The sequence below is a fragment of the bacterium genome, from assembly GCA_040755755.1.
Classification (GTDB): domain Bacteria; phylum SZUA-182; class SZUA-182; order DTGQ01; family DTGQ01; genus DTGQ01.
In genome coordinates, this window is the sequence record JBFLZW010000022.1 from 140,067 (window position 1) to 163,565 (window position 23,499).

24 protein-coding genes are annotated in these 23,499 nt (G+C 51.8%); 6 read left to right on the forward strand and 18 right to left on the reverse strand.

Features of this window, described 5'->3' with window-relative positions; all coding sequences use genetic code 11:
* Positions 1–28: 28 nt before the first annotated feature.
* The 7 genes from AB1611_07960 to pilB all read right to left on the reverse strand — a co-directional run bounded on the left by AB1611_07960 (position 29) and on the right by pilB (position 8,387).
* Positions 29–595 carry a TIGR04211 family SH3 domain-containing protein gene (locus AB1611_07960; GenBank protein MEW6379529.1) on the reverse strand — a complete coding sequence of 189 codons (567 nt, stop codon included), beginning with the start codon at positions 593–595 and terminating at the stop codon, positions 29–31.
* 149 nt (positions 596–744) lie between these two features.
* The gene (locus tag AB1611_07965) at positions 745–2,127 is read right to left on the reverse strand and encodes a sigma-54 dependent transcriptional regulator (protein ID MEW6379530.1); all 1,383 of its coding nucleotides are present in this window, start codon (positions 2,125–2,127) and stop codon (positions 745–747) included.
* A complete protein-coding gene (locus tag AB1611_07970; protein MEW6379531.1) occupies positions 2,124–3,830 on the reverse strand; it encodes an ATP-binding protein in 1,707 nt (568 codons plus the stop codon). The genes AB1611_07965 and AB1611_07970 overlap by 4 nt, the downstream gene beginning before the upstream one ends.
* Positions 3,831–4,048: 218 nt before the next feature.
* Complete coding sequence (locus tag AB1611_07975; GenBank protein MEW6379532.1) at positions 4,049–5,263, reverse strand: type II secretion system F family protein; 1,215 nt, start codon at positions 5,261–5,263, stop codon at positions 4,049–4,051.
* A 19-nt stretch (positions 5,264–5,282) separates the two neighbouring features.
* Complete coding sequence (locus AB1611_07980) at positions 5,283–6,344, reverse strand: type IV pilus twitching motility protein PilT (protein ID MEW6379533.1); 1,062 nt, start codon at positions 6,342–6,344, stop codon at positions 5,283–5,285.
* A 125-nt stretch (positions 6,345–6,469) separates the two neighbouring features.
* The gene (locus tag AB1611_07985; protein ID MEW6379534.1) at positions 6,470–6,607 is read right to left on the reverse strand and encodes a hypothetical protein; all 138 of its coding nucleotides are present in this window, start codon (positions 6,605–6,607) and stop codon (positions 6,470–6,472) included.
* Positions 6,600–8,387: a type IV-A pilus assembly ATPase PilB gene (gene pilB / locus AB1611_07990; GenBank protein ID MEW6379535.1), complete on the reverse strand. Its 1,788-nt coding sequence runs from the start codon at positions 8,385–8,387 to the stop codon at positions 6,600–6,602. The genes AB1611_07985 and pilB overlap by 8 nt, the downstream gene beginning before the upstream one ends.
* 171 nt (positions 8,388–8,558) lie before the next feature.
* On the opposite strand from pilB, the gene AB1611_07995 reads away from it, so the two are divergent.
* The 3 genes from AB1611_07995 to AB1611_08005 all read left to right on the forward strand — a co-directional run bounded on the left by AB1611_07995 (position 8,559) and on the right by AB1611_08005 (position 11,130).
* Positions 8,559–8,687, forward strand: a complete 129-nt coding sequence (locus AB1611_07995) for a hypothetical protein (protein MEW6379536.1) — start codon at positions 8,559–8,561, stop codon at positions 8,685–8,687.
* Positions 8,688–8,696: 9 nt separating this feature from the next.
* On the forward strand, positions 8,697–9,110 hold the full coding sequence (locus AB1611_08000; protein MEW6379537.1) for a hypothetical protein: 414 nt from the start codon (positions 8,697–8,699) through the stop codon (positions 9,108–9,110).
* 154 nt (positions 9,111–9,264) lie between these two features.
* Entirely contained in the window at positions 9,265–11,130 is a 1,866-nt protein-coding gene (locus tag AB1611_08005; GenBank protein MEW6379538.1) for a hypothetical protein, read from the forward strand.
* Positions 11,131–11,153: 23 nt separating this feature from the next.
* Here the strand turns inward: AB1611_08005 and AB1611_08010 are convergent, their stop codons facing one another.
* Positions 11,154–13,280 (reverse strand): vitamin B12-dependent ribonucleotide reductase, encoded by a 2,127-nt coding sequence (locus tag AB1611_08010; protein MEW6379539.1) that lies wholly within the window; start codon positions 13,278–13,280, stop codon positions 11,154–11,156.
* A 229-nt stretch (positions 13,281–13,509) separates the two neighbouring features.
* Here AB1611_08010 and AB1611_08015 point away from each other — a divergent pair, with 229 nt between their 5' ends.
* Together AB1611_08015 and AB1611_08020 are read left to right on the forward strand one after the other, a co-directional pair.
* Positions 13,510–14,367: a hypothetical protein gene (locus AB1611_08015; protein MEW6379540.1), complete on the forward strand. Its 858-nt coding sequence runs from the start codon at positions 13,510–13,512 to the stop codon at positions 14,365–14,367.
* Between the two features lie 254 nt (positions 14,368–14,621).
* Complete coding sequence (locus AB1611_08020; protein MEW6379541.1) at positions 14,622–15,029, forward strand: DUF1622 domain-containing protein; 408 nt, start codon at positions 14,622–14,624, stop codon at positions 15,027–15,029.
* A 34-nt stretch (positions 15,030–15,063) separates the two neighbouring features.
* On the opposite strand, the gene AB1611_08025 is transcribed toward AB1611_08020, so the two are convergent.
* The 10 genes from AB1611_08025 to AB1611_08070 all read right to left on the reverse strand — a co-directional run bounded on the left by AB1611_08025 (position 15,064) and on the right by AB1611_08070 (position 22,475).
* Positions 15,064–15,903, reverse strand: a complete 840-nt coding sequence (locus tag AB1611_08025; GenBank protein MEW6379542.1) for an MBL fold metallo-hydrolase — start codon at positions 15,901–15,903, stop codon at positions 15,064–15,066.
* A gap of 174 nt (positions 15,904–16,077) precedes the next feature.
* The gene (locus AB1611_08030; protein ID MEW6379543.1) at positions 16,078–17,763 is read right to left on the reverse strand and encodes an iron-sulfur cluster carrier protein MrpORP; all 1,686 of its coding nucleotides are present in this window, start codon (positions 17,761–17,763) and stop codon (positions 16,078–16,080) included.
* A gap of 2 nt (positions 17,764–17,765) precedes the next feature.
* The gene (locus AB1611_08035) at positions 17,766–18,701 is read right to left on the reverse strand and encodes an ATP-binding protein (GenBank protein ID MEW6379544.1); all 936 of its coding nucleotides are present in this window, start codon (positions 18,699–18,701) and stop codon (positions 17,766–17,768) included.
* Between the two features lie 11 nt (positions 18,702–18,712).
* Positions 18,713–18,982, reverse strand: coding sequence for a zinc ribbon domain-containing protein (locus AB1611_08040; protein ID MEW6379545.1), 270 nt, complete (start codon positions 18,980–18,982; stop codon positions 18,713–18,715).
* Between the two features lie 20 nt (positions 18,983–19,002).
* Complete coding sequence (locus AB1611_08045) at positions 19,003–19,842, reverse strand: ATP-binding protein (GenBank protein MEW6379546.1); 840 nt, start codon at positions 19,840–19,842, stop codon at positions 19,003–19,005.
* Entirely contained in the window at positions 19,839–20,357 is a 519-nt protein-coding gene (tsaA, locus tag AB1611_08050) for a tRNA (N6-threonylcarbamoyladenosine(37)-N6)-methyltransferase TrmO (GenBank protein ID MEW6379547.1), read from the reverse strand. Before tsaA ends, AB1611_08045 begins: the two co-directional genes overlap by 4 nt.
* Entirely contained in the window at positions 20,354–20,716 is a 363-nt protein-coding gene (locus AB1611_08055; protein MEW6379548.1) for a NifB/NifX family molybdenum-iron cluster-binding protein, read from the reverse strand. The genes tsaA and AB1611_08055 overlap by 4 nt, the downstream gene beginning before the upstream one ends.
* Before the next feature lie 87 nt (positions 20,717–20,803).
* Positions 20,804–21,082, reverse strand: coding sequence for a hypothetical protein (locus AB1611_08060; protein MEW6379549.1), 279 nt, complete (start codon positions 21,080–21,082; stop codon positions 20,804–20,806).
* Between the two features lie 894 nt (positions 21,083–21,976).
* Positions 21,977–22,267 carry a DUF5320 domain-containing protein gene (locus AB1611_08065; protein MEW6379550.1) on the reverse strand — a complete coding sequence of 97 codons (291 nt, stop codon included), beginning with the start codon at positions 22,265–22,267 and terminating at the stop codon, positions 21,977–21,979.
* A complete protein-coding gene (locus tag AB1611_08070; protein ID MEW6379551.1) occupies positions 22,188–22,475 on the reverse strand; it encodes a hypothetical protein in 288 nt (95 codons plus the stop codon). The genes AB1611_08065 and AB1611_08070 overlap by 80 nt, the downstream gene beginning before the upstream one ends.
* A gap of 804 nt (positions 22,476–23,279) precedes the next feature.
* On the opposite strand from AB1611_08070, the gene AB1611_08075 reads away from it, so the two are divergent.
* A complete protein-coding gene (locus AB1611_08075) occupies positions 23,280–23,411 on the forward strand; it encodes a hypothetical protein (GenBank protein MEW6379552.1) in 132 nt (43 codons plus the stop codon).
* Positions 23,412–23,499: the final 88 nt, after the last annotated feature.

Sequence of the window (23,499 nt, forward strand, 5' to 3'; positions counted from 1 at the left end):
AAAAAAAAAGTGTCCGGTAGCGAAATAGCTAATCAATCATATAGCGATATCCTGATTTCTTTTTCCAGGAAAAACCTCTGGTGATCAGCCCGATGAACCAGCCAAATAACAGGATCCCGGCACCGAAAGCTGCCCACATCTGATCCTGGCGGTTTTTCAGCCGGTAATTTTTATTTCTGATTTGCTTGAGCTCTCCCTCGGTAAGCTCGAACAATCGAACATATTTCTTAAGGGATTTGTTTTCCTGGCTCAACTGGGCAATCAGTCGTGCCTGTTTATCGGCCTCGATGGTCAGAATTTCGAGTTGCTCGGCCAGAGGTTTTTTATTCGTAAGAAGTGATTGCGCCACCCATCCTTCTTCGCCCTGCGGAGTACGGATATAATACCACCCACCCTTTTGGGAGACAACCGTTATCGGCTCTCCGGACCTGGCCCGGGCAACGATCCTGCTGCTCATCTCCGGCTCACTGCGCATGTTAATCATATGGATAGCGGATACGTACATGGTTTTGGCCGCAGCATTCGACTGGCTGAGAAAAACGATCGACATAAACGCCGCAGCAGTAAGAAGGAGGAGGAAACGGTATCTTGGCACTTCTCAACGCCTCCCTTCGTTAGCGTCATATATTCACCTGAAATTCATAAAGCAAAAGGGGAAATGTAATCTGATAAAAAGTATACCATCAGGAAATAGATCTTTCAAATATTTATGGTTAGAATTTTCGTCCGATGGCAGGGTATTGCTCACTGATTGGGGTCATATTTTTTCAGGCGATAGCGGAACGAGCGAAAACTCAGGTTAAGGAGCTCGGCGGCCCGGGTTTTATTGCCGTTACTTTTATCGAGGGCCTGGAAAATGAGGCTCTTTTCCAGGCTGTCCATGATCTTCTCCAGATCGATGCCCTGCTCGATATCGTAGTCTATGACAGGTTTACCGCCGGCTGCTGCATGCCGGATATTTTCCGGAAGGTCTTCCGGCTGGATGGTTCCTTGTGCGGCCAGGGCCACGGCCCTCTCGATGGTGTTTTCCATTTCCCGGACATTGCCCGGCCATGAATAGGCGGACAGAAGCTGCATGGCTTCGGGGGATATCTTTTTCGGCTCCTGATTAGTTTTTTGATTGAATACCTTGAGAAAATGATTAACCAGAAGGGGTATGTCCCCTTCCCGCTCCCGGAGCGGGGGCATGTGAACAGGGATTACATTGAGACGATAGTAAAGGTCCTCCCGGAAGGTACCGGCGGCGATGGCGGATGGGATGTCGATGTTGGTGGCGGCGATCAGCCGGACGTCCGTCTGGATTCTTTCGGTTGAGCCTACTTTGCGTATTTCCCGGTCCTGAAGCACGCGGAGCAGTTTGACCTGGATCGAAAGCGGAGTGGTACCGATTTCGTCCAGAAACAGGGTTCCGCCGTCAGCCATCTCGAAGAGCCCCTTTTTGGTGAGAACAGCTCCGGTAAAGGCCCCTTTGACATGGCCAAAGAGCTCACTTTCCAAAAGCCCTTCAGGCATGGCACCGCAGTTGAGGCTGATCAGGGGTTTATTTTTCCGGCTGCTGTTATTATGAATGGCCCTGGCTACCAGTTCCTTGCCGGTGCCGCTTTCACCGGTAATCAGGACCGTGCTGGTGCTGTCGGCAATTTTGCGGATAATGCAGAAAATCTCGCGCATCTTTTTACTCTTGCCAACCATGCTGTCAAGCTGGTACTGGTCACGCAGCTCGAGAAGCTCGGTGCGCAGGGCAAGGTTTTCTTCCGTCAACTGTTTCTTCTCCAGGGCATTTCTGATGATATGTTTGACTTCGTCGTTATCTTTGAACGGTTTGGTAAGATAATCATACGCTCCCCACTTGATGGCCCGGACCGCTGTTTCGGTTGAGGCGTAAGCGGTCATCATGATGACTACGGTCTCCGGGCTCAGCTCTTTCATGGCTTTCAGGAGGTCCAGCCCGCTCATTCCGGGCATCTTGATATCCAGGAGAGCCAGATCAAAGGAATGCGTTTGCACAAGCTCGATGGCTCTTTCCGGATGAGTTGCGTATTGGACCTTGTAGCCTTCCTTGCGCAGAATGATAGACAGGCACATGCACATGCTTTCTTCGTCATCAATAACAAGAATCGATCTCATATTCGTACGTCCTCAAGGAGAATTGGTGAGGCAGCAGGGAGAAATACCCTGAAATTGCTTCCCTCACCCGGTGCGCTGATTACCTCGATTTTCCCGTGGTGTTCTTCAACGATCCGATAGGCGATACTTAAGCCCAGGCCCATGCCTCTGTCTTTGGTAGTGTAGAAGGGAGTGAACAGTTGCTTGATGCCCTCAGGAGATATCCCGATGCCGGTATCGGCAAATTCGATCAGACAAAACCCCTGTTCCGCCTCCCTGACCCGGATGGTGAATGTCCCGCCATCGGGCATGGCCTGGCAGGCATTGGTGGCCAGGTTCCAGAAAACCTGTTTGATCTGCCCGGGGTCTGCCTCAACATCCGCCATCGATGCAGCGATATCGGTAACGATCTGGATCCGGTCATTCTTTTCTCCGCTTTTTTGAATGAGCGTGACGGTTTCCTGAACGATATCCGCGAGGGAGCAGTTTTGCGGGTTGGGCGGCTGAGGTCTGGCATACAGCAGAAAATCGGTGATAATCCTGTTCAGCCGGTTCGATTCTTTCAGAATGATTTCCATCAGATGGCGGTTTTCCTCATCCAGCTCAAGCTCATCATGGAGGAACTGAACCGAGCCCCTGATCGAGGCCATGGGATTGCGCAGCTCATGAGCTATGCTTGCCGACATCTGGCCGATGGTCGCCAGCACCTCCGCCTGTTTGACCTGCTCCTCCATTTTCTTGTACTCGGTCAGATCCTGAAAATTGGTGATCAGCCCTTTGGCCTCTCCCTGGGGATTCCTCAGAATAGAAATGGTCAGGCCAAGGAAAGTTTCCTGCCCCTTCCGTTTGATCCGGCTCTCCAGTCTCAGGAAATTCTTTCCTCCCTTGTCCATGGATTGGTAGTATTTTTCGATCTGCAGGGGCCTGAAGAGCTGATTCCAGTGAAACTGGCCAGCACCTTTTCCCGATGCCGGGCGGGGAAGGTCGAGAATCCGGATGGCAGCCCGGTTCATCAGGGCAACCCATCCAGTCAGGTCAGATACGATCAGGCCACTGCTCATACTCTGGAGAATGTTCTCGTTGAAGGTTTGCAGTTGAGCGATATCACCATCCCTGGCCTGGAGCTCTCTGCCCGCCCGGCGCTGCAATTCGGCCAGATATCCGCTCAGGAAAGCGGTGAGATAGAAGGCAAAGATATTGGCAAAAATGGTATGAGAAACGTATAAAAGGTTCAGCTCGATCTCTTTGGGTACGTAATTGTAGGGAGGAATAAGTATTCCGGTAAACTGAAGGGCCAGAAGCAGACCATAAACCAGGCTGCTGAAGCTGGCCACAACCATGCTGCTCCTTCTGGACAGCAGGATGCTGGTAGTGATAATAGTCAGGCTATAGGCGAATGAGAAGGGACTTCTGATTCCTCCGGTATAAAAAACGAGCGCAGTCTCGATGATCAGATCGCCGCAGATCTGAATATAGGCGAAGAAGACCACATCCGGCGGCCCCAGGCGGAGGATAATGGCATAGAGGATGGTCATGACATAGGTAATGATAATCAGGGTTGAGAAGGGGAGGAGAGAGACCGTCGGGTTCCTGAACTGTAAAATGGTCATGGACCCCAGGAGCAGGGTTATCACGATCACCCTGATGGCGACCAGCCATTTGATCTTGCTCAGGAGGTCCTCCCCCGGTAAGGCTGATTGAGAAATCTGCGGCAGCCAGCTCATATCGGTCTCACATTGGTTAAAGGAGTCAGAAGTCAGGAGTCAGAAGTCAGGAGAAAAGGCATAGTAAATGCTTCGCCATTTGTCATTCCAAGCGAAATAAAGGATCTTCATAAGGATGATACCTTTCACGAGAATGCTCAGAGTCATTTACCAGGCCATGACTTGCGCTCCGGCCACTGACTACTCTCTCCTGACTTCTGACTCCTGTCTCCTCAACATCAATTAATCGTCGCTGCCAGCTTGAATATCGGCAGATACATGGCCACCACGATAAAGCCGACCACCACGCCGAGAAAGACCATGAGCATTGGCTCCAGCATGGAGGTCAGGGTCTCGACTGCCACATCCACTTCATCGTCATAGAAGTCGGCGACTTTCGTCAACATGTTATCCAGGGCTCCGGTGGTCTCTCCTACGGTAATCATTTGAACCACCATCGGAGGAAAGACCTTGCTCTGGGAGAGCGGCTCGGCCATAGTCTTTCCTTCGCTGATGCTGGATTTCGTTTCGGCCAGGGCTATTTCCACCACCTTGTTGCCTGAGGTTTTGGCCGTGATATCCATGGCGTCCAGCATCGGTACGCCGCTGCTGATCAGGGTTCCCAGAGTCCTGGCGAATTTGGCCACTGCGACCTTGCGGATCAGAATACCGAAAACCGGGGTTTTGAGCATGAAGCTGTCAATGACCAGCCTCCCTTTTTCAGTTTTATAAAATTTCTTCAAAAAAACAATCAGTGAGGCTATGACGAGAAAGACTATCCCTCCACCCCAGCCGGCCAGAAAGTTACTCATGGCTATGACCATGCGGGTCGGAGCAGGCAGCGTCCCGCCGAAGCTGGTGAAAAGACTGGCAAATTGCGGGATGACGAAAATAAGCAGCCCGGCCACGATTACCACGGCCACGATCAGAATGACGATCGGGTAAACCATGGCTGATTTGACCTTTTTTTTCAAATTCATGGCCCGCTCGATGTAAATGGCCAGCCGGTTGAGAATGGTATCGAGGATTCCACCCAGCTCTCCGGCATCCACCATGTTGACATACAGGCTGTCAAAGGTGGTGGGGTGCTTGCGGAGTGCATCACCAAAGGATGAACCTCCTTCCACCGATTGTTTGACTTCCTTGCAGGATTGAGCCAGGGTCGGATTTTCGGTTTGGGCGCAGAGAATATCCAGGGCCTGAACCAATGGCAGGCCAGCGTCAATCATGGTGGAAAGCTGACGGGTGAGGATAACGATATCGCGGGTAGTGACCTTCTTTTTTCCCAGACCGGGGAGTTTGATCTCGATCGATTTAGCCTTCTGCTTGACCGAGGTGGCAATGATAGCCTGTTTTCTCAGTTCCTTAGCCGCCTGTTTATTGTCTTCAGCCTCGATCTCACCAGTGACGGATTTTCCTTGCAGGGACTTTCCTGTGTATTGAAATACGGGCATAGTTTGCCTTTGCTCCTTCTTATAATATGCTGTCTTGCATCATCTGATGCAATTCAGCCGGATAGGGGGATCTTCCCAGGGCAGTTTCTTTGCTGATGTGATTGAGCTTATACAGCGAGAAGAGTGCCTGGTTCATGGTCTGCATTCCATATTTTAGGCTCCCGCTTTGCATGAGGCTGTAAATCTGCTGGACCTGGTTTTCCCGGACCAGGTTGCGAATAGCGTGATTGGGTATAAGGACTTCCAGGGCCAGAATCCGGCCCTCTTCAAACTGTTTGGGTATCAGTTGCTGACAGAGAATTCCTTCCAGAAGAAAAGAAAGCTGGGTCCGGACCTGATTCTGCTGATGAGGAGGAAAAACATCGATAATGCGGTTGATGGATTGAATACAGGAGTCGGTGTGAAGCGTAGCCAGGGTAAGATGTCCGGTCTCGGCAATGGTCAGGGCCGCTTCCATGGTTTCAAGATCACGCATCTCACCGATCATGACCACATCGGGGTCCTCCCGCAGAACGGACCGGAGAGCCCTGGACATGGAGAGAGCATCGGAGTGCAGCTCACGCTGGTTGATCATGCACTTTTTATGGCTGTGAAGGTATTCTATCGGGTCCTCTACGGTTATAATATGCTTATGAACCTGCGTATTGATGCATTCAATCATAGCTGCCAGGGTAGTTGATTTTCCGCTCCCCGTTGGACCGCAAACCAGGATGAGCCCCCGCTGCCGCTCGCAGAGCTCGCTGACAACCGGAGGAAGGTTCAACTCCTGCAGGGTGGGTATGATATAGGGAACACTCCGGATAGCCAGGGCCATACTCCCCCGCTGATAGTAGGCATTGACACGGAAACGGCTCAAGTCGCTGACCCCAAAGGAGAAATCAATCTCCCGGCTTTGTTCGAGCTGGCCTTTCTGATCCTCGGTCAGAATTTCAAAGGTCAGATGCCTGGTATCTTCCGGAGACAGGGGAGGATAATCCAAATGGCGGATTTGACCATTCACCCTCACCTGAGGCGGAATGCCGATAGTCAAGTGCAGGTCGGAAGCCTTCTGAGAGAACATGGCCTTCAACAGATCCTGCATCGTTATACCTGCTTCAGCATAATGTGGAATCATGTTCATTGTGGAGGAGTCAGGAGTCAGAAGTCAGGAGTCAGAATAAATACTTTGTCTCCCGGCTCTGAGCTCCCTGTTCCCCGGCTTCTTGGCTACTGATTACGGCAACTGTCTTTACTGACCACTGGCCACTGATCACTGACCACTGTCTTTACTGACCACTGATCACTGACCACTCTTCTGGCTCCTGGCTCCTGACTTCTGACTCCTGACTCCTGTTTTTTAATCATCAAACGATACCCGCAGTACCTCTTCGATGGTGGTGACTCCCTCCCTGATCTTTTGGAGGCCGCTGTCTCTGAGGGTTCTCATTCCCTCACGGCGGGCCTGAGCTTTCAATTCATTGACCGGCGCACCATTCAGAATTTGAAGCTTCAGCCCTTCGGTAATTTTCATAACCTCGTACAGAGCAACCCGCCCCTTGTAGCCGGTGTTATTGCAGGCACTGCACCCCTTTCCCTTGAAGATTTTCAATTCCCCGACTTCCTCGGCTGAAAAACCCACCCTGACCAGGGCTTTTTCCGGCACCGTAATTTCCTCCCTGCACTGGGAGCAAATACGTCGTGCCAGCCGCTGGGCCACAATTAAAATCACGGCTGAAGAAACAAGAAAAGGTTCCACCCCCATATTTAATAATCGGCCAATTGTGCCGGGCGCATCATTGGTATGAAGAGTACTGAGCACCAGGTGACCGGTCAGGGCCGCTTTGATTCCGATCTCGGCGGTCTCGGTGTCCCGGATTTCACCCACCATGATCACGTCCGGGTCCTGCCGCAGGAAGGAGCGCAGGGCAGCGGCAAAGGTCAGGCCGATTTGCTCCTTCACCTGAACCTGATTGATTCCGGCCAGATTGAACTCCACCGGGTCTTCGGCAGTCATGATGTTGGTTTCCTCGTTGTTGAGCTGATGGAGCGCGGAGTAAAGGGTTGTAGTTTTGCCGCTTCCGGTAGGGCCGGTTACCAGGACCATGCCATAGGGGCTGTGAATGGCATCCTGGAACAGTTCAAGAGCTTTGGGCTCGAATCCCAGTTTGCCCATGTCCAGTTGAAGGTTGGATTTATCCAGAAGACGCAGTACCACCTTTTCTCCAAAGAGGGTCGGCAGCACCGAAACCCGAAAATCCATATCCTTTTTTTTGCCGAGTTTCAGCTTGATGCGGCCATCCTGTGGCAGCCGCTTTTCGGCAATGTCCAGTTTGGACATGATCTTGATACGGGAAACCACGGCATTCTTGATCTTCATCGGCAGGCCCATAGCCTTTCGCAATACCCCGTCCAGGCGGTAGCGGACCCGGAAGCTCTTTTCATACGGCTCAATGTGGATATCGCTTACTCCCATCTTTACCGCTTTGATCAGAAGACCGTTGACCAGCTTGACGATCGGGGCATCAACATCCAGTACCCCATCCTCGTCCTGCTCCTCCACCACTTCAACGTTGTCAACCGCACCCTTGACGATGTTATCGAAATCATCGACATCCACGACCGAATCATCAAGGTCCTCCGAAAAGTCCGTGCCCGGACCTGTACCCTCCTGCTCATCAATGTCATAATCCTTGGCGTTGATCTCCTCCGTCGGGGCTTTCTTTTTCCGGTAATACCTGTCAAAGGCCCTTTTAAAGGAGGATTCGGAGGTGACGACGGTCTCCACGGAATAGCCGGTGAGGAATTTAATATCGTCAATGGCAAAGACATTGGAAGGATCAACCATGGCCAGGGTCAGAATGCTGGACATGAGGCTGACGGGAATGCAGCTATATTTTTTCGCCAGATCCTGCGGAATGAGTTTGACCACCTCTTCGTCGATCTCGAAGCTGTTCAAATTGATGGTCGGAACACCATACTGCTTGCTTAAAAACCAGAGAATATCCTCCTCTTTGAGGAACCCCAGCTTAATCAGGTTAAAACCAAGCCTGCCCCCTGATTTTTTCTGCTCCTCCAATCCCTGCTGGAGTTGCTCTTCGGAGATCATTTTCGCCTTGAGGAGCAGTTCGCCAAGTCGCTCTTTCATGATAACCTTTTGATGGATGTAATCTTTTTATGTTATATTGAAAATGGTAAGTAAAGATAAAAGCAGCGGAAAGATTCAGGGAGGAAGAACCCGCCCTTCTTTTCCCCGGAATAGAGTATTTCTACCCGTGCGATATACTATTATTATCGTCTCGAACAGGTGAAATCTGAGATGGAAGATAAAATTGTGATTGAATTGCAGCATGAGGAAAAATATTCAGCCATAGGAACAGGAATTGCATTTTGGCTTTATATTGTGCTTTACAGTATCAGCCGAAGGGGATTTTATATCGAAGTCTAGGGTATTAGTATGGATAAGTTAAAATTTCTTGTCTTTTTGGGAAGCCTGCTTTGGGTCTGCCTGCTCTGTGGATTACGTTCGATCGGTTCGGTTGGATGTGTACATCGCCAACGCACTGGGGCAGGTAGATTTTTTGAGCTTACAGGGAGATTAATTACTGCCCAGAAACCGAAAATCATCACGGCAGTTATAAACAGGAATACAAATCCGATTCGCTCTCCTGAGGAATATCACCTTTTTATCACTTTTAATTTTCTCAGTAAATATATTAACCCTGACAAATATCAGGAAACGTTGCTCTCACCTTGTGTGCAACTGAGTAACATCTTGATTAACCATCAGGAAGATATTTCTCCTTCAAGAGAAAACCGTCTGCCTTTTCAAATCCTTCAGATTATAAGTACTTCTATAATAAGATCCTGAGAACTCCTCTCGTTATTTGGAGGAGCCGAGAGTCATATGAATACCACAGTGTATATAAACTACACAGCATATGAGTTATCCAGATAATTACGTACGCTGATATGGTATAAGGTCAGAAAAGGGACCTCAGTATATTAACTCAAAAAGGGATCTTATGATGAGTCTGCTTGACTTTTTTCGCCCCCGTTGGAAGCATTCTGATAAGGAAGTTCGTCTTTGTACTGTAGAGGGACTGGAGAGCCAGAAAATACTTGCAAAGATAGCCAGGAATGAGCCTGATGAGGATGTTCGAAAGGCTGCTGTCAAGAAGCTGGCAGACCAGAATTCTCTTGCTGAGATCGCAAAGGGTGATATGAGTTATGTTGTCAGATGTATGGCGGCAGAGAGATTGGAATCCCAGGAGTTATTGGTAAAAATTATTAAAGAAGATACGCTCATAAAAGACGATACCATTTTCAATATTCGTCAGGAGGCAGTGAAGAGGTTGCAGGATCAAGCTGTTCTGGCAGATATCGCTCAAAATGCTCAGGATGAAAGGATTCGCCAGGAAGCAGTGAAGAAGTTAAAAGATCAAACTGTCTTAGCAGATATCCTGAACAACGATGAGAGCTCGGATGTCCGGAAAATAGTAATAGCTCATATAAAGGCTCAACCCAATTTAGTAGATATTGCAAAAAATGATACTGTTTTGGCAGATATTGCTAACTATGCCAAGGATAAAAAAATCCGCCAGGAAGCGGTGAAGAGGTTGAAAGATCAAGCTATTTTGGCTGTCATTGCCAGAAACGATGAATGCTCGTATGTTCGCCAGGAAGCAGTGAAAAAGATGGAAGATCAGGCTATTCTGGCAGATATTGCTCAAAACGATACAGATGTATTTGTTCGCCAGGAAGCGGTGGAAAGGCTGGAAGATCAAACTGTTTTGGCAGATATTGCCAAAAACGATGAAAGTTTGTATGTTCGCAAAGCAGCAATAGCCCGCATAAAAGATCAGCTCATGTTACGGAGTATTTTAGCAGATATTACAAAAAATGACAAAGGTGATCCGGATGTTCGTGAAAAAGTAACAGAATGGGTGATGTGTCGGATAGAAGATCAAGCTATTTTAAAAGACATTGCTCTTAACAATAAAGATGGAAGAATTCGCCGGAAAGCAGTGATGAAGCTGGGAGATCAGGCTGCTCTGGCAGTTATTGCTCACAACGATGAAGATGCATTCATTCGCCAGGAAGCGGTGAAGAAGCTGGAAGACCAGACTGTTCTGGCAGATGTTGTCAGGAACGATAAAAATCAGTCTGTTCGCCGGGAAGCGGTAAAAAGGGTGGAAGATCAGGCCGTTTTGTCAGCTATTGCCCAAAATGACCAGGATTCATCTGTTCGCCAGGAAGCGGTGAAAAAGTTGGCCGATCAAGCAGTCCTGGTATATATCATCAGAAACGATACGAGTGTGGATATTCTCAGAGAAGCGGTGCAGAGGCTGGAAGATCAGGCTGCTTTGGCAGCTATTGCTCAAGACGATAAGGTTGTTATCTGGATTCGCCAGGAAGCGGTGAAGAGGCTGGAAGATCAGGCTGCTCTTGCAGATATCGCTTACAACATTGAAGATCCGTTTTTCCGCCAGGAAGCAGTGAAAAAGCTGAAAAATCAAGCTGTTCTGGCAGATATTATCAAAAACGACAAAGATCCATCCGTTCGCCGGGAAGCAATGAAAAAATTGGAGGATCAAGCTGCTCTGGCGGATATCGCCCAAAACGATGAGGTTGTTATCTGGATTCGCCAGGAAGCGATGAAAAAACTGGAAGACCAGGTTGCTCTGACAGCCATTGCCCGAAATAACAAAATACTCGTATGGATCCGCCGGGAGGCGGTAAAAAAGCTGGAAGATCAAGCTGTTCTGGCAGATATTGCTCACAACGATGAGGATGTATCGGTATGCCAGGAAGCAATGATGAAATTGAAAAATCAAGCCTGCTGCGACATTGCTCTGAGTAGTTACGAGATTAGCGGGGCAATTAACTGAACAGCACATCCCCCCGGCTGCACCTACAGGGTGCAGCCCGGCGTGGGACAGCCTCCGGCGTATTCAGCATCAGCCGCGGTGTACCAGGATTCTTCTTCCAGCTTTTCCTTGTACTGGCCGGGCAGGGAGAGGACCTGTTCGGGTTTTGAGCCGTAGCGGTAGATGGTAATCCCCTTGCAGCCGAGACGGTAAGCTTCGAGGTAGATTTTTTTTACCTCGTCCACGGTGGATTCAGCAGGCAGGTTGATGGTTTTGGAAACAGAGTTATCGGTATATTTCTGGAAAGCGGCCTGAATCTTCAGGTGCCAGTCGGAAGAGATATCGAGAGCGGTGACAAATATCCGGCGGATATCTTCAGGAATTTCAGTTATTTCCCGGATCGATCCGAGTCTGGCAACCTGGCCCATCAGCTCCTGGCTGAAAAATCCGCGCTCTTTGGCCTTTTTTTCAAACACCGGGTTTACTTCGAGCAGTCTGGTCCCATCCATTATGTTGCGCACAAAGCTCAAGGCGAAAACCGGCTCGATGCCGCTCGAGCACCCGGCAATGATGCTGATGGTTCCGGTAGGAGCAACCGTGGTCGTGGTGGCATTTCTGACTGCCGCATCACCCCGTCGGCCATAGACGGATGCAGAAAAATTGGGGAAAGCCCCTCTCTCTCTGGCCAGCAGTCGGGACCGGTTCCAGGCTTCCTCCCTGACATGCTTCATGATCCTTTCAGCCATCCGGACAGCCGCATCGGAATCATAGGGTATCCCAAGCTCGAGCAGAAGATCGGCAAAGCCCATCACCCCAAGGCCGATCTTGCGGTTTGCTCTGGTGATCTCCTCGATTTCGGGCAGAGGGAAGCGGTTTACCTCAATGATGTCATCGAGAAACCGTACGCCCAGATGGACAACACGAGTCAGCCGCTCCCAGTCTACATCTCCCCCCCTGACCAGGCGGCTGAGATTGATGGAAGCCAGGTTGCAGCTCTCGTAGGGAAGCAGGGGAAGCTCGCCGCAGGGATTGGTGGCTTCTATCCGGCCAATCTCCGGCGTGGGATTAGCGCGGTTGATGGCGTCCAGAAAGATCATGCCCGGATCCCCGCTCTTCCAGGCCATGTGGGCGATCAGGTCGAAGATTTCCCTGGCCAGGACCCTTCTGACTTCCTGGCCGGTTCTGGGATTGATCAGGGGATAATCCCGGTCCTGCTCAAGGGCCTGCATATAATCGTCGGCAGCCGCAACGGAGAGATTGAAATTCCGGAACTTTCCCTCCTGCCCCTTGGCAGTGATAAAATCAACGACATCGGGGTGATCCACCCGCAGGATGCCCATATTGGCCCCGCGCCTTCTGCCCCCCTGCTTGACCACGCCGGTGGCGGTATCGAAAATCTCCATAAAGGAAACCGGGCCGGAGGCAATGCCTTTGGTGGACATGACCATATCGCCCCTGGGCCGCAGCCGGGAAAAGGAAAAGCCCGTTCCCCCGCCGCTCTGGTGGATCAGGGCCATGTTCTTCACCGCATCGAAGATGCTCTCGATGGAGTCCTCCACCGGAATGACAAAGCAGGCGGACAATTGGCCCATCTGGGTCCCTGCATTCATCAGGGTGGGGGAGTTGGGCATGAATTCCCTGCCGGCCATCAGGGAATAAAATTCCTCCTCGTAAAGCCTGACATCGGCGGCAGAGCCATACTGTCGTTCAGCTTCGGCCACAGCCCTGGCCACCCGGCGAAACATCTGGGCAGGTGACTCGATTATCCTCCCCTCGTCATCCTTGCGCAGATACCTCCTGTGCAGAACACGGATGGTGTTGACCGGCAGCTTCAGCTCATCCTTCACTCCCATCCAGCTCTTTATCTCACGGATCTCCTGATGCCGCTTCCGGTACAGAATATAGGATCTTGCCACCTGAGTGAACCCTGCCTGAATCAGCACCTCTTCCACCAGGTCCTGGATTTCCTCGACACCGGGTATTTCACCAAACCGCTCACGAAGGAGGGGAACGATCCTGTCCGTCAGCTCACCGGCTCGTCTTTCCGACTCCTGCTCATCCTGGAGGTTTTCCAGAAAAGCCCGCTCCAGCGCATGATGGATCTTCTTTCTGTCAAACGGCACCATCTCGCCGGTACGCCGGCGGACCTGCCTGATTGTGGTCGCATTCATATGTTTGTTATCTCCGAATATGAAAAATTAATCAGTTGATAACTTAATAGATCGGCTGTAAGCAGGTTCAGGGCTTATTGCCCGGCAGCTTAAGGATATTCCTCCTGGAAAAGGGAGGAAGCCAATCCCAAAAAGTAACCTGTTTTCCAATGGAATAACCGATTTACTGGCATCAAGAAGGTGATTGAGCTTGCTTTAGCATTATCAAATTAGGAATGAGGTGAAGAAGATGAAAAAGATACTTACCATTCTGCCTGTTTGTGTATGCATGGCATTATTCGTTCGGGGAACCTCACATGCCTCAACGAATGACGGCAGGGAAGATTTCTCGATAAAGCCGGATGTCAATGCCAGTGGTGCACTTACCCCTGGTCAGATTCTCTATTCTCTCGAAGATGGAACAAAGGGAGATGATTTTATAATTCCAACAGGAGGCTTGGACGTGAGCGGCCTTTCCGGTCATCATAGATGTCCCCCGTGGAACCACAATGTAACACTCTCGGCTATGATTAAGGGTGACTACTTCCTGAAGTACTCTGTCAGCGGCAGTTCGGATGTCTTTGAATGGCATGTAACCGGACCTGAACCTGTCCCTTCAGGATCTGGACGGAATATCGCGTTCGCCGGTGTTCATGATACTGACGTAGACTTGGGCCTGACTGGTCAGGATCTCGATGCCCTTGAAGCCCACGACCATCCACGATATCAAACTCCGTATCCTGGGGTACCGCTCGACTGGGAGAACGAAGCGGTCCATTACTCGGCTGGAGACAGTAAGGTAGTATATTTCGGCAACTTTACATCCGGATGGGGAAAGATCTATCACATTTTCCCCGAGGCTATTGATGGCTTGATTGTCTACGATGTGGCAGGTGGATTGGATACCTTCGATGCCGGAACTGACACACTGAACAGCGATGTCATTTTCTATTCTTTAGCACCCTGCGCAACGGATCCAATCGGGGACAACATCTATTGGTACAGCGCAGCATCCGGAGGAATTGGCGGGCTGTATGCCGATCCACAACTGAATGAAAATGTGGATGCCCTGGATAATCGCCCTTCATCGGAACAGGGAGGACAATAATAGTAGCTCCGCAGGAGTCAGGAGAAATGTTTTTATTCGGCAAAACTTCCATTTATAGGATAGGGGCAGTAAGCGCCGAAAACCCTCTTGATTTGCAGCCTGAAGAGTATTAAAATGAGAAATCTTACGGCGGAATTCAGGAGCCGGATATCAAAATAAAGGCTTTCATTTCTCCTGACTCCTGGATTCTGTCTCCTGCTATAACATCAATTGTCCGTAACACGTAACCTTCTATCCACAAAGGGCAGTCATCTATGTCAATGGAAGCAGTAGAATTGATTATCATGCGGGTTTTTTCCATCCTGGCTAACATCATAGAGCTTGGCGCTGCCTTTATCATTGTTTCTGCAAGCATTCGGGCATTCTTTGGATACATCTTCAAGGCATTGTTTCAGAAGATGCCCAAGGAAAAGCTCAATGAGGAAAACCTCCGGATCGAGTTAGGATTTGCCCTTTCTCTGGCTCTTGAGTTCGAGCTGGGGGCCGATATCCTCAAGACGGCTGTTGCACCGAACTGGCAGGCAATAGGAACAGTAGCGGCAATCATTGTGCTGCGGACCGTACTCAATTATTTTCTTCAGAAGGAGCTGGAAAAGTCGGAAGCCAGGGCAGAGAAAGACCTTTCGGTGGTTTTGGAAGAGGATATTTCCCGGACCCTGTAGGCAGCTCACCAGCGTGCAGGCGGATATATTCCTGTTAAAACCGGCAGGTCATCCCTGAATAGCCGGATAATACGCAATCCCCGAAAGAGTTCCTGAGTGCCTGGACAGCCTGATCACCGGTGCAGTGGCAGGGTATCAGCATCCTGGGCGACAGGGAATGCAGGGCTTCTGCGGTTTGTTCAAGTCGCCGGTTATCGGCACGAAGAAGATGAAAACCGCCGATGACCGCCCGGATCGGGGAATTTCCCCTGAGCCGCCGTATCGAGGTCAGGGTGTTTACCAGTCCGGCGTGGCAGCATCCAACACACACAATCAAACCTTCCTCTGAGCTGATCCAAAGAGCCTGGTCATCTGCAATGCAGTCTTTCTGCTCTCCTTTCGGATCAAGAAAAAAGGGGCCGCCGACGTCCTCGAAGGATGTCTCGCGGGGGATCGGCCCGGTTATGCCAATCTGTCCGGTGAAGGTTAATGGCTGAGTTGCCCAGATAATCCTTCCATCGGGTACCCGAAGGATAGCAGACCTGGCTGCAGGGGGCATGCCGATCGGCCTGGGCGGTTTCTCAGGATGGATACTATACCGTGGCACTACGGCATTCGGGTGCAGGATCAGGCTGGCACTTATTGCGACCCTCAAGGCAGCAGCCAATCCCCCCGTGTGGTCATAGTGGCCGTGACTTACCACCATGAAGTCGGTCTTTTCCAGGGGGATCCCGAGTTGGCGGGCGTTTTCCGGAAGAGCCTTGCCCTGCCCGGTGTCGAACAGGATGCACTTCCCATCGGCCTCTATCCAGAGCGATAACCCATGCTCGGCGACCAGCCCGGTTCCTGGTTTATTATCAACCAGTATGGTAATACTGACAGACCCGGTGTACATTTTTCCCTCTCCGAGGATTCAGCCAATAATGCTGCTTCCGGCTTTACTCATCAGGGGCAATCAGGGGGCAAATGGGGACAGATTTGAAATCTGTCCCCATTTGCCCTATTCACTGATCACTGACCACTATCTTTTACTGACCACTGACCACTGATCACTGACCACTTCTTTCCCTCAATGATCGCAGACGTTATCACCCACTTCGAGTGTTCCGGCAAGATAGTCGGTAATCAGCCGTTCGGGAGTTTCGGCGGGAGCGCCCACTATTACCTGGATTCCCCGCTCGGCAAACAGGTTTTGAGCGCGCTGGCCCATACCGCCGGCGATGATGAGCGTGGCTCCCCGCTCCCCCAGCCAGGGCGGTAAAAGTCCAGGCTGGTGCGGTGGGGCTTCTATATCTTCACGTTTCAGTATCTTCTTTGCTGCCGGGTCCACATCGACCAGGGCGAAATGCCCGCAGTGGCCAAAATGCATCGACAATTTTCCATCCGCGATGGGAATAGCGATCCGCATGGATATATCCTCCTTGGTTTTCAGGTATTCTTCATTTTTATTCAGCGATTCCATCTCGTCCCCGCCCAGTCCGTCCAGCGCCTTGATCGGCTGGATAATTTCCTGCATGATCTTTGCCGTAGGGGAATCGGCATAATGAGAAAGGAAAGCATGGCCATCGTCGCAGGATTCAGCGATTTTGGGGTCTATGGGGATAGAGCCGAGGAAGGGCACCTTCATGTCTTCGGCAATGCGCCGTCCACCTCCGGTACGCAGGATCGGTGTAACCTGGCCGCAATGCGGACAGGCGAATCCGCTCATATTCTCCACTACGCCCAGTACCGGCACCTGCATTTGCCTGCAAAAGGAAATGGACTTGCGCACATCCACTGCCGCGACCTTCTGCGGAGTGGTGACGATCACCGCTCCATCGACCCTGCCGAGCAACTGGCAGACGGACAGCGGCTCATCGCCGGTGCCCGGTGGTGAATCAACCACCAGAAAGTCCAGGTCTCCCCAGGCCACATCCTTGAGGAACTGCCTGATAACCCCTGTCTTCATAGGTCCCCGCCAGATAACGGCATCATCCTGGTTGGAGAGAAAAAGGCCCAGGGACAGAACTTTCAGTCCATCGAGGTCCGCGGGGAGTAAATCTTCCCCTCTTCCGTTAACCGAGCCGAATTCCAGGCCAAGCATGGTTGGCACGCTGGGCCCGTGAATGTCCACATCCAGCAGTCCGACCTTTTTCCCCGATCTTGCAAGGGCAATAGCCAGATTAACGGCCACGGTGCTTTTCCCGACCCCGCCCTTGCCTGACATCACCACAATTTTATGGCTGATCCGGCACAGCCGCTGCTCAAGCTTCTGGCGCTCCCTGTATTCTTCATCGTTTTCGTCCGAACGGCGGCGGGAAGCGGAACAAGATGAGTCGCTGCAGGTATCACAGGTTGCCCCTGCCCTGGATGAGGCTTTGTCAGACTTCAGGTGTTCATTGTGCAGATACTCTTCGCAGGCGGCTTTCAGGGTATTGGCCGCCAGCAGGGCGCAGTGTTCGACTTCGGCGGGCAGCCCTCCCAGAGCATGGAGAATGTCCTGCTGCCCCATAGCGGCCGCATCCGTGACGCTTTTTCCAATAGCCAGGCAGGTAGTCATGCTTCCACTGGCAATCGCCGGCTCGCATCCGTCGGTGGAGAAGGACACCTTTTTAACCTTATGGTCACGAACCAGGAGCCAGATTTCCATGGTATCACCACAGGGTCCGGTAATTCTGGCGTGACCGTTGAATGCCGACAGCGGTCCATTGTTTCTCGGATTCTGCGCATGCTCGCGCACTATTGGTGAAAAATCCAGGGTTTCATGCAACTTCATTTTTACCTCCCAGCAGATACATCTAAACCTCCCAAACTCATCACCTTGTTCCAAATCTGATTGATATCTTCCGCAGCCGCAGCATCCGTCTCGACTACGGCGAGGGTCTCCAGTTGGGCTTTTGTTACCCGCCGGTCATACCGGATGCGGCCTGCCGCCTGTGCGCCGCTCAGGCGCGCCTTGTTCTCGATCCGTTCTGTCATCGCGGGGTTGAGATCCCACTTGTTTACACAAACCAGGGCCGGGATGGCAAAGTGTCGCGTAAGTGCCAGGACCCGTTCGAGGTCATGCTCGCCCGATACGGTTGGCTCGGTCACGATCACCACCAGGGATGCTCCGGTCACCGAGGCGATTACCGGGCACCCGATACCTGGCGGGCCATCCACAATTACCAGAGGAAATCCGCTTTCCTCGGCCAGTTGGTGCGCTTTTCGGCGGACAACCGACACCAGTTTGCCGGAATTTTCGGCTGCCGTACCCAGACGGGCGTGAACCATCGGACCGCAGCGGGTGTCCGACACCATCCATTCACCGCAAAGACGTTCCGGGAAATCAATGGCCTGCGCCGGGCAAAAGCGAACACATACCCCGCAACCCTCACAGGCTATGGGGTCAATTGCAAACTCCGGCCTGCTGCCTGCTGCCCGGTCCCTGACAGTAATCGCTCCAAAGCGGCAGTTTTCACGGCATGCACCGCATTGGATACAATCCGCATCCCTGATCACGGCTTCATGACCGCTTCGAAATTCATGCCGCTCCCGCACCTTCGGCGTAAGGACAAGGTGCAGGTCCGCCGCGTCCACATCACAGTCAGCGACCACCGTTTCACCGGCGAGGCAGGCAAACGATGCAGTCAGGCTGGTTTTGCCCGTGCCACCCTTGCCGCTGATGACCACGAGTTGCCGGACCGTGACTGGAGATTGTGGGGCGCTCGACATCGTGGTCACACTCATTCACCGCAGTGCGGAGTCCCGCAGCGGTCGTCGCGCTGGTCGCGGCCGCAGCAGGTCTTGCCTCCCTGCTCAAAGGAACATCCGCTCTTGCCCGCTCCATGCCGGGTCTGGCCGTTCTCTTTGAGGATAAAACCCGTTCCGCCGCTGACGATGCGCCTGACCACTCCGTGGCACTTCGGGCACTCGGTAACCGGCACTTCACTGATGGCCTGCTTCTGCTCAAATTTATGGCCGCAAGTCTGGCATTCATATTCGTATGTTGGCATGCTTTCCCTCCGATTAAGTATCAATCCAGCACAAATTGCATGATTTGCTTCAAAAGTCGCTTAAAATAATCCCGGTACTCCGGCAGAACATCCACTACAAGGTCTCCTCTTGAGTAAGCTTCGGCGATCCGCCGGTCATCCGGAATTTCCAGGAGAATGGGAATGCCCTGCTCCCTGCAGAACGTATGGACCCGGTCATCGCCAGCTCCGACACGGTTGACCACTACCCCAAAGGGAATTCCCAGCTCCCGCACCATGTCAACAGCCAGGGCCAGGTCATGCAGACCAAATGGGGTCGGTTCGGTAACCAGGACCACACAGTCCGCTCCCCGGAGAGTGACAATCACCGGGCACGAAGTTCCCGGCGGCGCATCCAGGATGGCCGGGGTGTCGCTCCGGATCCTGGCCTTCACCGCCCGGATAAGAGGCGGTGCCATAGCCACGCCCACATCGAGCCGACCCTGAATCAGGGTGATATGGTCCGACTTCACAATCTCTACCACACCAATCCTGTGGTCTTTTTCCCGAATGGCCTTGCGGGGACAGATTTTTGCACATCCGCCGCAACCGTGGCACAGCTCAGGAAACACCAGAGGCCTGGTCGCAAGAGACACAATGGCATGGTACTGGCAAATGCGGCTGCATTCGCCGCAGGCATCGCACAGCGATTCGTCAACCTGGGGAACAGGAATGGCGATTGTCTCCTGGTTTTCGGCAGTACCTTGCAGAAACAAGTGGCCGTTCGGCTCCTCCACGTCGCAGTCCAAAAGCTGCACGGCACCGCCGTGCACCCTTGCCAGGTTCAAAGAGACCGTGGTCTTTCCGGTCCCTCCTTTGCCTGAAGCAATGGCAATAATCATGAATTCCCCCTGCCGCGAAATCCCCGTCGGCCCCGCTGGCGGGCCGTTTCCTCATCCACCTGCTCCGTCCATCCGCCACGGGGATTCTCGACCCTGTCAAAACGGGGAATATAGGGTTTGATGTCCAAAAGCGGCGACCCGTCCAGAATGTCCACATCCTTCAGATAGATGGTCGTCCCTTCGATCCGCACCAGACGCACCACTGAAATACCGATGGGGTTGGGCCGCTGCGGATGCCTGGTGGAAAAAATACCTCGCGGTATGTTATCAGTAAAAGGCTGAACAGTCAACCGGGCATTGCCTGCCCGATGAAAATGATAAAGGAGGATCAGGTGAGAGAATCCCTCAAGGTCCTTCAGCCCCCCGGCATATTCAGGCCCTAATTCCGCCCGGCCTGTGCAGCCTTCTGCATAGACAGGCTGAATCGGCGTATTCTCAGGGATGCAATGCTCACTGTGAATAACGCCAATGGGAGTATAGCAGATCTGGCCGGGCATGGGAGTGGCCCCGCTCATACCCAGTGCCCTTCCACATCAGCGGCCTGGGAGGGGGAGAGCTTCCCGGACCGGAATAAATCGAGGGCTGCGGCCACGGTGGCTGCATCGGTGCTGTAGACCTTTATTCCGGCAGCGGAAAGAACCCGGAAGGCTTTCGGCCCGCAATGCCCGGTCACGAGACAGGAAGCTCCGGAGCGCGCCACGGTCTCTGCCGCCTGAATGCCAGCCCCTTGAGCTGCATTCAGGTTTTTCTGATTGTCGATCACCACAAAGGTAGCGGTATCCATGTCATAGATGAGGAACCTGGGAGCACGGCCAAAACGGCTGTCCAGGGGAGCATCCAGGCTCTCTCCCGATGTCGTAAAGGCAACTTTCATCTGTTTTTCTCCTTATGCGTCTTATGTATCAACATCCTTCTCTATAGGGAATGGCACTTACAGAACGAATCATACGGCTAACCCAATCTAATCTCTCCCTGGGGGGCAATGCCATTTTGCCTTAAAGGTAGGGCTACTGCCTTCTGCGGCGGCAGCCGCTTTGGACTGCGGCAGCACGATACCGCTTTCCTTCTCCCGGATCGAAGATAATCTGGCAGCCACTTCCCTTGCGGATGGCTCAATACTGCCGCTTTTGAAAATAGCCGGGCTTACCTTAACCCATTGCCTTTTTAGGTGGACATTGGGGCCGTAGTGGAAGCACCTTTTGCAGTGCTGCTCACTGCAAAAGGTGTATCTTCCTGACATACCGAAAACCAAACATGCTGGTATACCGCCGCCAATCCTGACACATTACATGCCCGGCATACCCACGACAAGGAAAGCGGTTCGTGCCACCGTAGTCCAAAGCGGCTGCCCCACACTGTGGGTGCCGCAGGAGATGAGTACCAACTTGGCATCTGTAAGTGCCATTTTCCCTATTATCTAATGGAACAGGCGTAAAATGCAATACTTACAATACCTGTACAGAATTCTTAGCCCGAAGGGGCGTATGCTTTTAATCCCTCCCCCATACTACTTACCAGGAAAGCCCCTCACCCGCCACAGGAGCTCCCTGCCAGCCCTCTCCCCAAAAAGGGACGAGAGAGAGAAACACTTCCCTGCGCTCAATGCTATGGGGCGGAAGTGGAGGAAATTCCCCCACAAAAGAGAAAAAGTAAAACTGTCCGCCCCTGAACCCCTTGAGGCAGAGAGCCCATCTGTCAGGGGAGGCTGGGTGGAGGTGATGGTTATTTTCACCATTCTCATCGATAAAGGGAAGTTGGAAAAAATCTGATACCCGTAATACTGGTAACATGTACCGATGCGGGTTGTGAAAAAGGGCTGCGAAAAACGACTGCGCCATACTCGCGGCATGGGACAGCCGCCCTCCACAGGCTTTCGAGGCTACTTCGCCTCATCGCCGGTATCAATCCGAGCAAGACGCTTCCTGATGGAGTCCAGGACCGGGGGCAGGACTTGTGCCTGCCTCCTTGAGTGGTATCTGCCCTCGCGAGTATCTATACTGCAAACGGGTTAAAACTTTACTTTTTGTCGAGAATTCAGGAGTCAGGAGTCAGAACAAAGGCTATCTTTTCTTCTGACTTCTGACTCCTGGATTCTGACTCCTATCCAATATTTCGTCACCTGCCAGCCGGCCGTCTACCTGCCAAATCGAGCCCAGCCCGGCAGCCCGGTGACACAGAACCCGTACCGCCATCCGCAACCACCGGCTCCCCGGCCTGATGGCTGAGGCTGGGTTTGGCCCTGTACTCTGGGTCTGCCGGGCGATCGAAAGCCACGGCCCTGGAAACCCTGGCTGGTTCCGTTTCGGAAACCACGCCGGCGGGAGGAGCTCGCAGAGCCGGGCACGCTAAACCCCGCGCAGAAACCTGCTGCACGGCCAGTCATTGGCCCCATTCCTGTCGGACCAGTTCCATCTCCTCTTGGCATGGCAATATTCTCCTTTCGCTTTTTTTCTTTCCTGGCCCACTGTTTCCTGATAGCCTGTGGATGGGTATGCCGTAATTCCGCCATGCCGAGCGCCAGGCCAGGTCCTGCCCGGCATGCCGAGCTCTTCAGGCAGCAGCCCCATCACAGCCAGCCAGCAATCCTGCTGTCTTCCCTCCGAATGTTCCGTTCGTCTTTCGTTGTTCCCCATTCTGGCTGCTACACGGGACAACTGATTGCCCTGCAAGATAGAATGCATACATTCGTGGATGCATCAGTCGTGCCATACTAAAAGCGAAATAGAACCTTTTAGATATAAGTGTTTTAAAATAAAGTAATTATCAAAGTCGTGAACAGGGTTGAAGAAAGGAAATAAGATCGCTTTTCCGCGACTCAAGGTCATTCATAGAGTAGCAGAAATGAGATTGTGGAGTAATGCTTTGCAAGCAGGTATTGAAGGCAGGAAAAGGGGAAGGAGCTTTACCCATACCCTGGGTAACTCATTATTCAGAAAGAGCAAAAAGTTCAATATTCACCCGTTCGTAGTATAACAAAGTACGGACGGCCTGTCCTGTCTGGTGAACTTGGACTGACCGGCCCTCTTGCCGGTTCCGATATTGCTGGTATCACCGATCCATCTGAAAACCTGTATTTTATTTCTTGTAATGATCTTGGTTTCCTTGTAGAATTTTAATTCATTGGATTATGGAACCTTGGTAAGGCGAGTACCGTCAAGATGAACGGAATTCGAGAGGAGCACCGAAAAGCTATGGGACCAATTTGCTCCCCGTTCTTCTTTGTCTCCACTTTTGTCTCAAACAAATGGTATAATAAATCTGGATAAACCTGAAACCCGTTGAGTTATTTAAAAATGGAGTATGTTATTGCCAGTACAGCACGGCGGAAGCCCCTAATAGTTTGAGCAACAGCTATGGTCTTCGTTTCAGCCATTCCATCATTCCCGGTAGTTACGGGAATGACGGTAATGCTGTGATGCAGGGAGCAGGTATCCCCTGTGGCAACCTCTATGGCATTGGATTTACCCTTTGAAAAAATTGTAGAAACAGTTAAAAGTCTCAGTGAAGAAGAGAAAGAAAAACTATTTTTTATTATTAACGAAGATTATGCTAAAGCCCAGGTAAAATGAAAAATGAGGCTTGGAAAGAACATCAGGCGAACCAAAGTGTTCCTTCAGAGGACCTGAAGTGAGTTATAATGTTTTTCTTTCCAGGAAA